Here is a 15,467-nt window from a genome sequence, read left to right as displayed (position 1 = left end):
TTAAATAGGTCTCGGCTCCAACCTCACAGGCGGGCGTTCGACCTGACATTTTTTTTACTGAATGGGAAATCTTATGGTAAATACAGTTCCTTTCCCTTCTTTTGAGGTAAAAGTAATGGTTCCGCCATAGTTTTCCACAATGTTTTTTACCATTCCGAGGCCTAGTCCGGTGCCACTGGACTTTGTTGTGAACTTCGGCTCAAAAACCCGGTGTTTGAACTCATCTGAAATACCGACTCCATTATCCGCTACCGAAATTTTTACTTGCTGCCCCTCGGTGGCCACAGTGACCAAAATCCGTGGCGATTCCACTTCGGGAACGGCTTGTATGGCATTTTTTACCAAGTTTGTAATTACCCGAATGAGTTGTGTGCGGTCCAATTTGGCTATGATTTCTTCCTCATCGGCAATAAAATGGATGTACTCCTCATTGAAAATTTCCAAGGCCAGTTTAACAATTTTCACCACGTTCAGGGTCTCGTTCTGCTGTGCGGGCATGTTGGCAAAACTGGAAAAAGCCGTGGCAATGTTGCTCATGGTATCTATTTGCTGAATCAAGGTCTTTGAAAACTCCTTTACCTTGGTTTGGATGGCAGGGTCATCGGGATCGAATTTGCGTTCAAAATTTTGAACGGTCAAACGTAAAGGGGTCAACGGATTCTTGATTTCATGGGCCACCTGTTTGGCCATTTCACGCCAGGCCTGCTCACGTTCGCTTCTCGCTAATTTTACCGCACTTTCTTCCAGTGCGTCAATCATTCGGTTATAGGAATCGACCAGTTTGCCAATTTCCTCACTGGGGTTTTTAATATAGATCTTTTCATTTCGTAGGGTCAGATTGGTCCGATTCATCTTATCGGAAACAGTCTGCAATGAGCGGGTAATATATTTTGAAATGAAATAGGCCAACAGAATGGCTGAGAGCAACATGACCAAATACACACCCCCCAACCGCATCAAAAATTCCTTTAGCTCATGGTTGTTGAAAGAATTGTCCTCAAAATAAGGAAGGTTCATGATGCCGATAGGCTTGAACTTTGGGTCGTTGATGTAGGTGTATGAAGCTTGATAGTTATCCCCGGCGGCATGTTGTTCCTCCACATATCTCTTCTCTCCGCTATCCCTGAGAAAGTTCAGCACATTTGCATCAAGACAATTGGAAATGGAATCGGCCTCAAAACTGGGCCTGGAGCTTTTGATCAGGTTTCCTTCGAGGTCATAAATATTAAAATTGACATTTTGAACATCGGCAATTTTATAAATCTCATCCTTAAAGATGAGGCCCAAATTATCAGTCGTCACCGGATAGGTAGTCTCCCTTAAGGTATAGGAAATGCTTTGAATCACCTGTTCCTCTTTTCGCTCCAAGCGGTTCTCATGATAATCGCGAGCCTGCTCATTATATTGGTAAATGGTCACTCCGGCTATCAGGACGGATGCAATGACCACCAACAGGATCATGGTGAAAAAAATCCGGGATCGTAAGGAGAGTTTACTGAGCAATCTTAGCTGATTTGAGATAAATTTAAGCAATTATCAAGCCAAATGAAGGCAAGGGCAAATTCAAGTTCAAGCTACAAGTTCAAATAATTTTAAATCTTGCCATTTTGAACTTGATACTTGCTCTTGATACTTGAACTTTTTTAAGCATTCGGATTTTTGTCGCGTATCCGCTTGTAGAGTCGTATGCCCAACATCAAAAGTACGGCCAAAACAAGCATTCCAATAACGCCATAAATCCAGTTGAACGCATTCTTGAGAATCACTAAAAACACCACGGCAAACAGAATCAAAGTGGCTACTTCGTTCCAAATCCGCATAAATTTTGAGGTGTATTTTACCTCATCGCGCTGCAATTGTTTAAAGATTTGGTGGCATTTAAAATGATATACGAACAAAAGCACCACAAACCCCAGTTTCACATGCATCCAAGGCTGTTGGAGCCACCCTGGCATCAAAACCAACAACCAAATGGCAAAAACCGTACACAAAATTGCCGAGGGCCATGTAATGATGTACCACAACCGTTTGGTCATAAGTTTTAATTGCGTGCTTAGTATTTCCCTGTCCGGTGATGGTTTTTGCATTGCCTCAATATGGTAAATGAACAACCTAGGAATGTAGAACAGTCCGGCAAACCAGGTGACCACAAAAATCAAGTGCAACGATTTAATATATGCGTACAGCAATATGCTCTGTTTTTAAATTCTACAAACGGATGGCACCCACACCTTTCTCCCAAAGCTTTTTATTGTAATTGGGAATATCGGTGTTCATCAAAGTTAGGGCACGTTGCCGCAACCCCACCCATTGGGCATCCAATTCTTTTTTTCTATCCTTTGACGGCTGATTGATCTTGGGCAAAGCACTGTTGCTATGGTTCATCAAGAACAAATATTCGGCGGTAAATTTGTTGGGGAAGTTCTCCACATCATCATACGCCTGCGATTTTCGCTGTACCATATCCTCGTCCCATGCCTTTAGTTTGCTTAAAAGAGCTTTTCCTTCCTCTTTCAGGGATTCATCTTTTAACTCCTCCAACAATTCCTTCAACTGCCCCTGAACCTTGAACAGTGTGTTCAACTTTTGGTGCATGTCAGTCAAGTTGGTTTCCAACTCGGTCATAAAAGCATCATGTTCGTTAAACTGATCTGCAGTCACATCGGTATTTGGGGTAGGCACAACGGTTCCTTGGGCCGTAACCGTTTCTCCTTCAACTTTTAGACGAAGGGTGTAACTTCCCGGAGGGACTTTGTGACCCGTGAAATCCGCCTCAATATACACACCTGGAATCCCGGGAACGATTGGGGTTTTTAAATCCCAGACAAAACGGTTCAGTCCCTTCTCGGTTCCCAAAACCGGTTTTGGTGGTGCTCCTCCTCCGTGGTGCGGCACATAATCTTTGTCTTTTTTGGACGTAAAGCTGCGCACCATCTTGCCTTGCTCATTTAAGATTTCCATGGTAATTTCCGTACTGTCCATGGCCTTCGGCAGATTATAGTAGATGGTCATGCCATTGGCAGGGTTGACCCCCTCATACGGATTGGTCGCCTCCACTTCTTTTGAACTGCTGTTGAGCGGACTTCCCCAAAAACCATGAATGGCCTCTTCGGGTGAAAACAGCTTCAATTTATTTGAACTTGATTCGTATTGCGCCAAGGTGGTGATATTGTCCAAAATCCAAAAGGACCGCCCTGAAGTGGCCACAATCAAATCTCCCTTGTGCACCTTCAAGTCTGTGATGGGCGCCTTTGGCAAATTCAATTGCAAAGACTCCCAACTTTTACCATCATTCCAAGAGATGTACAATCCTTTCTCCGTTCCGGCATACAAAAGTCCTTTGCGTTCTTGATCTTCCCGAACTACTCTGGTGAAAGCTCCATAGGGGATACCTTGACTAATATTCGTCCAGGTTTTTCCATAATCGGTGCTCTTGTACAATGCCGGGGTATGGTCATTGAATTTATAGCGTGTGGTGGCAATGTAGACCGTGGCAGGATCGTGCGGTGATACTTCAACAGCATTGACCAAACATTCCTGCAATCCATTTGGGGTGATGTTTTCCCAAGTCTCCCCTCCATTTCGGGTCACATGGACCAAACCATCATCGCTTCCGGTGTACAAAACGCCTTTTTCATGGGGAGATTCAATGATATAAGAAAGGGTACCATAGTTTTCCGCGCCCACCGCTTCATTGGTGTACGGCCCGCCGCCTTTCCCTTGAAGCGCATCTTGATCTCGGGTAAGATCGGGCGAAATTTCATCCCACGTCAATCCATTGTCCCTTGTACGAAGTACCAATTGCGCTCCGTGATAAAAAGTGCCGGGTTCGTGCTGTGACCAGATGATAGGTGCATTCCAGTTGTAGAGGTATTTCATGTCCCGTGCATCCCGGCCTAAATATTGAATGGGTGCCGCCATTACGTTTGTGGATAGTTTTGATTCCATATCCAACAGCTCAATGGTCCCCAAATAACTGCCGCCCATAACATATCGTGGATTATCCGGGTCGAAGCCTAAAAAGGCACTTTCCCCACCCGCGGAATAATGCCAATCTTCTTGGTTAATGCTCCATCGCCCTACAGAAAGACTTGCTATTTTCACAGAGGTGTTATCCTGTTGTCCACCATAAATATTATAGGGAAAAAGGTTGTCTGTATTGATGCGATAAAACTGCGCGGTGGGCATATTGTCCTGAAGCGTCCAGTTCTCTCCGTAATCGAAGGTGATTGTGGCACCGCCATCATCGGCCATGACCATATTCTTGGAATCTTTCGGATTGATCCATAGGTCGTGGGTATCACCGTGAGGCACGGAAATGGTCTCCCAGGTCTTTCCGCCATCTTCGGAACGGAACATTTCAGCACTCAAAACGTATACCGTATCCTCATCGTTGGGGTCCGCAAAAACCTCAATATAGTACCAAGCCCGTTGCACCAAACGATTGTCGCCGCTGATCATGCTCCACGTTTTTCCAGCATCGTTAGAAACAAAAAGACCTCCTTTATCGGCATTGGAATCACTTTCAATGAGGGCATATACCTTATTGGAATTGGCCGGGCTCACAGCAATGGCCATTTTGCCCTTTTCTTTGGGAAGTCCCTCCGTCAATTCTGTCCAAGTATCCCCTCCATTTGAACTTTTGTACAATCCACTGCCTTCACCTCCACTGATCACCATGTTGGGTTTGCGTTGGTGCTCCCACATAGCGGCATACAATACCAATGGATTTTGAGCATCCATGGAAAGTTCCACGGCACCCGTACCTTCATCCACAAATAAAATATTCTTCCATGTCTTGCCCCCATCGGTGGAACGATACACCCCACGCTCTTTATTGGGACCATATAGCGCACCTTGAGCGGCTACATACACAATGTCCGGGTTGGTTGGGTGAATGATGATTCGAGAGATATGCTGTGTTTTTTCCAGCCCGAGCTTGATCCAGGTCTTTCCGGCATCATTGGATTTGTACACCCCATCACCATAGGACGTCATTACCCCGCGAGGGGCATGCTCTCCCATACCACAATACACAATGTTCGGGTTGGATGCGGAAACGGCCACCGCTCCCACAGAGCCCATTTCAAAAAAGCCATCGGAGATATTGTCCCACCGTTGTCCTGCATTGGTGGTCTTCCAAAGTCCACCTCCGGTAGTGCCCATATAATAGGTAAGGGGGTCACCCACCACACCGCTTGCGGTTACGGAACGCCCTCCCCTAAACGGGCCGATGTTCCTAAACTTCATGGGTTTAAAATACTCGTTTGCGGTTTGGGCAAACGCCATGGTTCCGCAGAGTACGCATAGGAAAAAAATTATTTTTTTCATGGTTGAAATCTTTTTAGGCTTAATCTTCTATGCTCAAATACTCCAATCCCAAGCTGTTGAACTCGTCGTTGAACGCTTGGATTTCATCATCCACCAAGGCATCAAAAGCCGTTAATTGAGCCTTGATTTTGCCTGAAAGCTCATTCTTAACGGCAATGTCCTGCCCCGTTGGTGGAAAATCATCAATGGACACCAGACTGTTCAAGTGCGCCAATTTGTTCGTCAATTTAATCGGGAAGTTCAAGGGATCCTGATTGCTTTGGTTTTTGGTTTGGTACAGTGCCTTTTCAATCTCGCCGAATTCCTCTTTCATTTTATTCGCTTTTTCCACCAAAGCTTCGGTAGCTGCATTGTCCTTATACTGTTTTACAAAGGCATCCAATTTAGCGTTGATGTCCCGTATCTTTTTAATGGACTGATGGGCTTTGTCCACCGTTTCGTTGATATCAGAAATAAAATCAAACTGTTTTTGCATGTCCGCAACAGAAACCTCAGCTCTTGGGTCGGGAAGAATTTTAAAATCTTGGGATTGGTTGCTTCCGTTCACATTCAGATGCACCTTGTACGAACCGGGAACCGCTTTGGCACCATCCAAATTGGCCCACCACAAAATCATGCCATCCAATAGTTTTGCGCCTTTGCCACGAGTGTCCCAAACGTGGGTATTGCCTCCTTTTTTCACTTCGAGTTTTTTCTCCTTATCCTTTGCTTTGTTGCTATACGAAGCCAAAGTATCACCCGACATGGAGGTATAGGTAAGGACAATGCTATCCTTTTCAGCAAGGTCTTTCAGATAAAAATGGGTCAACACTCCGTTGGGGTGGTTTTGACCTTCAGTCAGCGAAGGTGTTTGGGCCGCCGTTCCTTTGGTTCGATAACTGTCTTTTGGATGATACAAAATGGCCTCCGCTGATTTTTTAGAAGCATCCAACTGGTGCAAAACGGTAAGATCATCTATAATCCATAGGCTTCTTCCTTGCGTGGCGACTATAAGGTTATTATCCTTGATGGTCAAATCCGTAATGGGAACAACGGGCAGGTTCAACTGGAACTTTTCCCAACTCTGACCATCATTGAAAGAAATATACATCCCCGTTTCCGTACCGGCGTATAACAATCCTTTTCTTTTGGGGTCTTCACGCACCACACGGGTAAAATGTTCATCCTCGATGCCATTGGTAATCTTGGTCCACGTTTTTCCGTAATCGGTGGTCTTGTACAAATAGGGAGCGAAATCCCCCAGCTTATACCGCGTAGCGGCAACATAGCAGGTGCCTTCATCAAAAGCGGAAGGTTCAATACTATTGATCATGTTCCACTCGGGCATGTTGGGCGGGGTAACGTTCTCCCATGTTTGTCCGCCGTCTTTGGTTACATGGATCAAGCCATCATCACTGCCCACCCAAAGCAAGCCTTCTTTTAAGGGGCTTTCATTGGCGGCAAAAATGGTGCAGTAATATTCCACACTGGTATTATCCTGGGTGATGGGCCCACCACTGGACACCAATTTGGTAGGGTCGTTTCGGGTTAAATCACCACTGAGCAATTCCCAACTTTGACCTTCATTGGTGCTCATGTGCACATGGTTGGAGAAGGTATACAACTTTTTAGGGTCGTGCTTGCTGAATATGATGGGGAAATTCCACTGGAATCGGTATTTCATGCCTTCGGCCCCGTATCCCATGGGGTTGTCCGGCCAAACGTTGACTCCCCTAGTCGTATTGGTTTCATGATTGACCCGCGTCAACAATCCGCCATAACTTCCTCCATACACAATATCGTCATTGGTAGGATCTACCGCAATATGGGCCGATTCGCCTCCAGCGGTTTCCTCCCAATCGTCTTCTCCAATGGAACCATCGTCACTTCTGTGATTGATCCGCAAGGTTGAATTATCTTGTTGGGCCACATAAATTCGATAGGGAAAGGCATTATCCGTAGTAACCCGATAAAATTGTGCGGTAGGCTGATTGTAATACGTGCTCCAGGTTTCACCGCCATCGTAACTGATTTGCGCACCACCATCATCCCCTATGATCATGCGCTGGGAATTTTCTGGGGCTATCCATAAATCGTGGTGGTCACCGTGCGGTGCATTGAAGGTGCTAAAACTTTTCCCGCCATCGGTACTTTTGTGATAGGATACATTAAGGACATACACCACATCTTCATCCTCGGTATCGGCATAAACCCGGGTATAGTACCATGCACGCTGACGAATTTTTCGTTCTTCATTGACCAAGGTCCATTTTTTCCCTCCATCTTCGGAACGGTACAATCCGCCCTTTTCTTTATTTTCCACAATGGCCCAAACCCTGTTACTGTTTTTGGGCGAAACCGAGACGCCAATAATGCCCAGGGTGTCTTTTGGGAATCCTTCATTCTTTGAAATCTCGGTCCAGGTTTCGCCACTATCGGTACTTTTCCAAAGCGCGGAACCGTCACCACCACTGCTCAAACTATAGGGGGTTCGTTGCACTCTCCAAGTGGATGCGTACAAAATTCTGGGGTTGTTGGGGTCAAACGTAAGGTCAACAGCACCGGCTTGATCATTCACAAAAAGAATTTGCTTCCACGATTTTCCGCCATCGGTACTTTTATACACCCCTCTTTCCTTGGTAGGTTTATAAATATTTCCAAGAACCGCGGCATACACCGTGTTGTAATCGGTTGGGTGGACACGTATTCTGGGCACATGTCTGCTCTTTTCAAGGCCGGCCTCTTGCCAAGTGGCACCACCATCCTCAGTTTTCCAAATGCCGTAACCAGACGAGACATTGCCACGAACCGTTTTTTCTCCTCCGCCAACATAAATGACATTGGGGTCGCTCTGGGCCACCTCAACGGCACCAATGCTTCCACCAAAATAACCATCAGAAATATTGCTCCAGGTACGGCCTCCGTTGGTTGTTTTCCAAACACCGCCACCAGTGGCTCCAAAATAGAACAGATTGGGCTCGCCGGGTACTCCGGTCACCGCTGCTGAACGTCCTCCTCGGAACGGGCCAATAAGCCTATATTCCAAGCTGGAATAGAGTTCCTTTGGATATTCAGGAGTAGTTTGTGTTTTCTTGTTTCGTTGGGATTGAACTGGGGCAATGCACAGTGTTGCGGTAAGCACAAGCATACCGATTTTGAGAAAGCTAGTCTTCATTTTAAAAGTGTTGAATTAGTCGGCCTTAAATGTAGTGAAAATGGAAGAAAAAAGGTTGTCCAATATTTTGTACTTTAACCCTTCAGAAAAAATCTTTCGCCACACAATGCAAAATTATTTCAAGCTATTAATTCTCGTTATTGCTCTTGCTACTGCCTGCAAAAACACCCCTAAACAAGAAGATGGGGAACAAACCGTTGAAACTCCCGAAAAAATTGCTTCAGACTGGATGTATCTCTTTGATGGGACCAGTTTGGAAGGTTGGCGGGGCTATAATATGGATTCCCTCCCGCCAGGATGGACCATTAAGGACAGTACCCTGACTTTTGATACCGAATTGGGCCTGGAACAAGATTATACGGGTGGGAAAGATATCCTATATGGTGCAGAGGAGTTCGATAATTTTGAACTCTATCTGGAATGGAAAATCCCCGAAGGTGGCAACAGTGGTATTCTTTACCATGTGAAGGAAGGTTACGATGGACCTCCAGAGGTAGCCCCAGAGTACCAACTCATTGATGATGAAAACTATGCCAATATCCATGATTTGGTGGGGTACAACTCACAATTTGGCGCCGAACACCCAGAATTGCTTCAAGATTGGCAGAAAACAGGAGCTGATTATGCCATGCATGTAGCGGATGAATCCCAAAAACAATTGAATCCGGTTGGGGAATGGAATTCCACAAAAATTGTTTTTACCCCTGAAAAGGTGGAACACTGGCTCAATGGCAAAAAATTATTGGAATTTGTGCCCTGGTCCGAAGATTGGGAAGCCAAAAAGAATTCGGGAAAATGGGACAATGCCCCCGATTACGGAAAATTCAAAACAGGCTATATTGCCCTTCAGGACCACTCCAGCCCCATTTGGTTCCGCAATATTAAAATCAAAAAACTATAACTGACTAACAACTTCACATGAACAAACGAGAGTTTATCAAAAAAAGCAGTGTTGGCGTTCTAGGCCTCGCACTGGCACCATCACTATTGAAAAATTTAGATCCGCAACAACGATTAAGAACAGCCCATATAGGTGTGGGCAATATGGGAGGTGAGGACCTTAAGGCCATTTCTTCACATCCACAGGTAGATGTGGTTGCGCTTTGCGATGTGGATGCGGTGTATTTGTCCGCGGCCCATAAATTACATCCCGGCGCACGGGTGTTTTTTGATTATCGGGCTATGCTTGGGGAAATGGGGGATGAAATCGATGCTGTTATCGTGTCCACCCCCGACCATACCCATGCCCCTGCCTCGTTGATGGCCATGGAAATGGACAAGCCCGTCTATTGCCAGAAACCATTGACCCATTATGTGTCCGAATCCCGAGCCATGAAAAAAATGGCCGCAGAAAAAGGATTGGTGACCCAAATGGGAATTCAGGTGCACTCGTTTTACGATTACAAATTAGCTACACTATTGATTCAATCCGGTATCATTGGGAAAGTGCATACGGTTCATGCGTGGTCCCCCAAAAATTGGGGATTTGATGGAGCAGCACCCGAAGGCGAAGACCCTGTTCCAACGCAGTTGGATTGGAACTTATGGTTGGGCACCTCCGCCGAAAGACCTTATAAAGAAGGGTACTACCATCCCGCCAATTGGCGAAAGTTAGTGGATTATGGATGCGGGACTTTGGGCGATATGGGCGTTCACATCTTTGATACGCCTTATAATGCTTTGGCTTTGGATGTTCCCAATACCATCACCACCGAATGCCGTCCTCCAAGCGGTTATGGCTATCCCGAAAAGAATACCGTTACCTATGAATTCCCACAAACGCCATATACCACCGAAACCTTGAAATGGGTTTGGTATGATGGAGAAGGCGCTCCAGATATGCATGAAGACCTAATGCTGCCGGGTATGGAAACGAAAAAGGACAAGAAATCGGATGACCAAAGCGTAGAAGATAAAATTTCGTTGGATGCTGGTGTTGCCGCAGAAAACGAATTGCCAGAACAAGGGGCCATGTTCGTGGGTGAAAAAGGACGCTTGTTATTACCCCATTTTATGCAATTGCCCAAGAAAATTAGAAAAGGGAAGTACGTGGATATTTCAAAGGAAATTGCCAAGCTTTCCGAAGAGCATAATTTGGGAAAACCCATTCGCAATTACGAAACGGAGGGGCCAAAGCACTACCACCAATTTGTGGACGCTTGTTTGGGTAAAGCGGAGACTTCAGCTCCATTTGATTATGCGGCCAGATTGACGGAAACCATTCTATTGGGCACCATTGCGGGGCGTTTCCCCGGTGAAACGCTGCATTGGGATGCGAAAACCGCCCGCTTTAAAGAAGAAAAGGCCAATCAATTTTTATCAGGCGATTATCGAGATTTTTAAAAGTAAAAACATATTTCTATGTCATCTCCTCAAGAGTATTGGTTAAGTGGCCCTATTCCAAACGTGCCTCCACTTTTGCAGCCCTCGGCGCATGCGCTGTTACAGTCCGTTCGTGAAATAAAGACCTATCTCATTGATTTTCCTGAGGAAAAACTTTGGGAAAAACCGTTTGGAAGGGCTTCGGTGGGATTTCATTTACGGCATTTGACCGGCGTACTGGACCGATTGCTGACCTATGCCAAGGAACAATCCCTGACCGAGGAACAGTTCCATTTTTTAAAAAATGAAGGCAACGGACAAGACGCTCCCAGTGTACAACAATTGATTTCAGATTTTGAAACCAAAGTCAACGAAGCGTTGGACTATTTTAAAACCATCCCCGAATCCAGCTTGACCGAAAACCGCTATGTGGGCCGCAAAAAATTGCCCACAACGGTAATTGGGCTGCTCTTCCATGCCGCCGAACATAGCCAACGGCATGTGGGTCAGCTTTTGGTTACTGTGAGTGTTTTGAAAGATTAAAAAAAACTTCCTTATTGCTCCCCCAAAGCATAAATCGCAAAGGTGCCCAGCCAATGGCCTCCTTCGTAATTGTCGCCAATCAGGTTTGGGAAAGAATAGGCCAAATGTTCGTGAGCCAATGGCTCCAAATGCCCATACTCTTTTGGATATTGATTGGCAAGCCCAAACAATACCCAAGCCCTACTAAAGTTCAATCCGTCCAAGTGTACCAATTGACCATCCTCTCGGTCACCGACCAAGGCCACAGCTACGTCAAAATCGGGCTTTCGTAAACTGGGCATGAACTGCTCCATCCATTTCAAAAATTCTTCCTTGCCCAAAATCCGTCGCATTAAATCCACTTCCTCAAAACAAGGGGAAAGAAATCGGCTCCGCTGGGCTCCCAAGTCAGTGGACAACCAGCATCATTTTGATAAAAATCCAAAGCACGCTGTTTTATCGCTTCCAGCAAAGCGGTATGGTTCATGGTCTGGGCATAATCCCACGCAAAGGCCAACGCAAAGGCTGTATTGGTATGCGTTCCAACTCGGACCGGATATTGTAATTTGGGTAGATACTCAATGAATTTTTGGGAAATAAGCTGCGTCAAAGGTTCTAAATTGGTTTTCAATTCGCGCGCAAGTGGATCATCCCAAGTATGGAGTTCCTCGGCCAATTTCAACAACCAACCCCAACCGTAGGTACGCTCGTAATTCTTGTTGTGCTCGCCTTCAAAATATTCCACTTCTCCAGCAATATTTTCTTGGGTGATGTTTTCTGAAAGGATGCTACGCATTCTTTCGGCTTCTTCCACATCAGGAAACTCCTTCAGCAATCGCACCATGGACCAATTGCCATGCACCGAGGAATGCCAATCAAAACAACCGTAAAAAGCGGGATGCAATGCTTGGGGTTCTCCTAAATCTTCCTTGTCGCCCAAGGTGTGCCCCAACTTGTTGGGGTATTCCTTTTGCACGCATTCCAAAGGAAGGTTGGCCAAGGTATTGGCCTGCTCCAAGGTAAGCGTGATTTTCTCAGGAATGGTCGGCGCCACCTCCGATGCTTCTTCTGATTTTGATTTTTCGGCCACTTCTCCACAGGAGACAATAAGAATTAAAACAGCAACAAGGGGAATTTTTAGTTGAAACTTCATTGGGCTATTTCGTTTTTATCCGTTTGGTGAAGGCCAATGTAACAAAACCCCTCGATTTTATACTAATCCAACGGAAGCTAAGTTCGTTTTTCATAGATTTAAAGCTCCAAAGACCAACTGATATGAAAAAGTTATGTTACCTGATTTTATTGTTCTCCATAGCCTCGTTTTCGCAAGCTCCAAATCAGGCCAAAGACAAGGCAGACATCTTGGAGGTGCTGTCCATACAACAAGATGCTTGGAACGATTACGACATTGATACGTTTATGGAAACCTACTGGAAATCGGAGGAGCTTACCTTTTACGGAAGTGCCGGAGTGGTAAAAGGGTGGCAAAGCACCAAGGATCGGTACAAGAAAAGTTATCCGTCCAAAGAGCATTTTGGTCATCTTGAGTTGACTTCCAATGATATTTCCAAAGTGAATGATGATGCCTATATGGTGATGGGGGAATATGATCTGACGAGAACTGTGGGCAATATGCATGGTATTTTTATGCTGGTGCTCAAAAGATTTGATGGAGAATGGAAGATTATTGCGGATACCTCTTGTGAGGTGAAATAATTAAATTGAATACTAATAAAACACTATAACCATGGATATTTTTGGCAAGATCAAGGAAAAACTCAGCAATGAGTTTATTGACATTATTGAGTGGCTGGATTATACCGATGACACCATTGCGTATCGGTTTGAGCGCTACCAGAACGAAATCAAGAACGGGGCAAAATTGATTGTTCGGGAAGGGCAGACCGCCGTGTTCATCAATGAAGGGCAACTGGCCGATGTGTTCGGTCCGGGCACCTATGACCTCACCACCCAAAACCTCCCCATTTTAACCACATTGAAGGGTTGGAAATACGGTTTTAATTCACCTTTCAAGGCTGAAGTCTATTTTGTGAACACGCATTTGTTCACTGACGAGAAGTGGGGCACCAAGAGTCCCATCACTTTAAGTGATGACCGTTTTGGTTTGGTGGAAATCAGAGCCTTTGGCACCTACGCTTTTAAAATTTCAGATGCTGGAAAGTTCATCATCGACATTGTGGGGACCGATAGCAACTTCACCAATTTTGAGATCAACGAGCACTTGAAAAGTTTGATCGCCACGCGATTCACCAATACGGTTGGCCAGGCCAATCTGCCCATTGAGCTCTATGCGGCCAATACGACTGAACTATCGGACACCTGCCGTGAAGTGATGGCGCCCGAGTTTCAGAGTGTGGGCATTTCATTGGAGAAATTCTATATAGAAAATGTCTCCATGCCCGAAGACCTCAAGAAGGAAATCTTTGAGTACAGCCGTATTGACAAATTGGATTTGGACAAACTCACCAAGTTCAAGACCGCCAAAGCCATTGAAGCAGCAGCCAAAAATGAGGGTGGAACAGCTGGGGCCGGAATGGGAATGGGAATGGGCTTTGTTTTGGCCCAGCAAATGGGGGGCATGATGAACCCTCAAATGGGTGGTGCCGTTCAAGGACAACCGGCAGCGGCCCAAACTCCTCCACCCATGCCCACGCCAATCCAGTATTTTTATGCCATGAATGGCACGCAACATGGTCCGGTTTCGTTTGAACAGTTGCAGGCGCTCTTCGCAGGAAGAACCATCAACAGGGACAGTTTGGTCTGGAAACAGGGTATGGCAGCATGGACCCCATTGAAGGAAGTGGAGGAACTAAAATCGTTCTTGGGCGGCAATACGCCACCACCGCTACCGGGACAATAATTTTCATTTTGTCATTCTGAATCCGCCAAAGGTGGATGAAGAATCTCATGAAACCTACAAAAATAATTGAGATACTTCGCTTCGCTCAGTATGACAAATAAGAACCCAAAATTATGAGATTCCCGCCCCTATCTACCGATAGGCAGGTTCGTGGGAATGATAGCATGGAAGAAACCATAAAAAAAACAGAACTCAAGAAAGCCTGTGTCAACTGTGGTGCCGAACTTAAATACAAGCCCGGCACCACCAAGATCAGTTGTGCGTATTGTGGATATGAGGAAACCATCAAACTGGATGAAAAAGGGTTTGAGGAGTTGGAACTGTATCCCTACCTCCAGGAAATGGGGGCGCAACGGCACAGTGAGGAAATCTCCATGCTGCACTGTAAAAATTGTGGTGCCGACCAACATGTTGAGGAAAATTATAAATCGCTGCACTGCGTCTATTGCGGTATGCCCTTGGTCATAGAGGATGCTTACAAGGAAAATTGGATTCTGCCCGGTGCGGTACTCCCTTTTCAGCTTGACCAAAAAGCTTCGTTTGCCATTTTTAAGAAATGGGTAAAACGACTCTGGTTTGCTCCCAACAAACTGAAAAAAGCCGCTCTCGACCCTCAATTTACAAAAGGGCTCTACCTGCCCTATTGGACTTTTGATGCCCAACTTTCTGCCTCGTATACAGGTCAACGTGGTGAATACTATTATGAAACCCGAAGGGTACGGAACGCCAATGGCAAAATGGTAACACAACGGGTTCGAAAAACAAGATGGTATCCGGCCGCTGGACAGGTTTCTGGCTTTGTGGATGATACCTTGATCAAAGCTTCCCACCAAAAATCGGGACGGATTCCCCAAAAGATTGCCCAGTGGAATTTGCAGAAACTCCAACCGTTTGACAGTAGTTTCTTGTCGGGTTTTGTTACGGAAAAATATACCATCGCCTTAAAAGAAGGACATCTCCATTCCAAGGAAGTGGCCCGTGACATTGCGGAGCGCTGGTGCCGACAGGACATCGGCGGAGATACACAACGAGTGACCAGCATGGATATGCAACTCTCGGAAGAGACCTTTAAGCACATTTTATTGCCCGTTTATGTAAGTGCCTATCGGTACCAAGGCAAGGAATACAATTTCTTTATCAACGGGGAAAATGGGCAAATTTCTGGTACGCGGCCCTATAGTTTCTGGAAGATTTTCTTTGCGGTGCTCTTAGGTTTGACAGTGATTGGACTTTTTGTTCTCTTTTTTGGTAAATAAA

General features: G+C 45.6%; 10 protein-coding genes and 1 pseudogene. 6 read left to right on the top strand and 5 right to left on the bottom strand.

Annotated elements, in window-relative coordinates:
• Nucleotides 1-54 precede the first annotated feature (54 nt).
• The 4 genes from A7D14_RS03360 to A7D14_RS03345 form a co-directional block, all read right to left on the bottom strand.
• A complete protein-coding gene (locus tag A7D14_RS03360; protein ID WP_067029914.1) occupies nt 55-1,461 on the bottom strand; it encodes a sensor histidine kinase in 1,407 nt (468 codons plus the stop codon).
• A 182-nt stretch (nt 1,462-1,643) separates the two neighbouring features.
• Entirely contained in the window at nt 1,644-2,189 is a 546-nt protein-coding gene (locus tag A7D14_RS03355; RefSeq protein ID WP_067029904.1) for a CopD family protein, read from the bottom strand.
• A gap of 19 nt (nt 2,190-2,208) precedes the next feature.
• Entirely contained in the window at nt 2,209-5,331 is a 3,123-nt protein-coding gene (locus tag A7D14_RS03350) for a VPS10 domain-containing protein (protein WP_067029902.1), read from the bottom strand.
• Nucleotides 5,332-5,350: 19 nt separating this feature from the next.
• Entirely contained in the window at nt 5,351-8,485 is a 3,135-nt protein-coding gene (locus A7D14_RS03345; protein WP_067029896.1) for a VPS10 domain-containing protein, read from the bottom strand.
• Nucleotides 8,486-8,591: 106 nt separating this feature from the next.
• Between A7D14_RS03345 and A7D14_RS03340 the strand changes: the two genes are divergently transcribed.
• The 3 genes from A7D14_RS03340 to A7D14_RS03330 are packed head-to-tail and all read left to right on the top strand — an operon-like array spanning nt 8,592 to nt 11,350.
• Nucleotides 8,592-9,386 carry a DUF1080 domain-containing protein gene (locus tag A7D14_RS03340; protein WP_067030230.1) on the top strand — a complete coding sequence of 265 codons (795 nt, stop codon included), beginning with the start codon at nt 8,592-8,594 and terminating at the stop codon, nt 9,384-9,386.
• 17 nt (nt 9,387-9,403) lie between these two features.
• Nucleotides 9,404-10,828: a Gfo/Idh/MocA family protein gene (locus A7D14_RS03335; protein ID WP_067029895.1), complete on the top strand. Its 1,425-nt coding sequence runs from the start codon at nt 9,404-9,406 to the stop codon at nt 10,826-10,828.
• 18 nt (nt 10,829-10,846) lie between these two features.
• Entirely contained in the window at nt 10,847-11,350 is a 504-nt protein-coding gene (locus tag A7D14_RS03330) for a DinB family protein (protein ID WP_067029894.1), read from the top strand.
• Between the two features lie 11 nt (nt 11,351-11,361).
• Here A7D14_RS03330 and A7D14_RS03325 read toward each other — a convergent pair.
• Nucleotides 11,362-12,482 (bottom strand): annotated as a pseudogene (locus A7D14_RS03325) (DUF2891 domain-containing protein).
• Nucleotides 12,483-12,604: 122 nt separating this feature from the next.
• On the opposite strand from A7D14_RS03325, the gene A7D14_RS03320 reads away from it, so the two are divergent.
• The 3 genes from A7D14_RS03320 (at nt 12,605) to A7D14_RS03310 (ending at nt 15,466) form a co-directional block, all read left to right on the top strand.
• Nucleotides 12,605-13,045, top strand: coding sequence for a YybH family protein (locus tag A7D14_RS03320; protein ID WP_067030227.1), 441 nt, complete (start codon nt 12,605-12,607; stop codon nt 13,043-13,045).
• Nucleotides 13,046-13,076: 31 nt separating this feature from the next.
• On the top strand, nt 13,077-14,210 hold the full coding sequence (locus A7D14_RS03315; RefSeq protein WP_067029893.1) for an SPFH domain-containing protein: 1,134 nt from the start codon (nt 13,077-13,079) through the stop codon (nt 14,208-14,210).
• 164 nt (nt 14,211-14,374) lie between these two features.
• Nucleotides 14,375-15,466: a DNA helicase PriA gene (locus A7D14_RS03310; protein ID WP_067029891.1), complete on the top strand. Its 1,092-nt coding sequence runs from the start codon at nt 14,375-14,377 to the stop codon at nt 15,464-15,466.
• Nucleotide 15,467 lies beyond the last annotated feature (1 nt).

Origin of the sequence: Allomuricauda sp. CP2A, assembly GCF_001683915.1 — a bacterium.
Taxonomy (GTDB): domain Bacteria; phylum Bacteroidota; class Bacteroidia; order Flavobacteriales; family Flavobacteriaceae; genus Flagellimonas.
The sequence above is the reverse complement of the archived record's forward strand: the minus strand, read 5'-3'. Positions and strand labels throughout refer to the sequence as shown.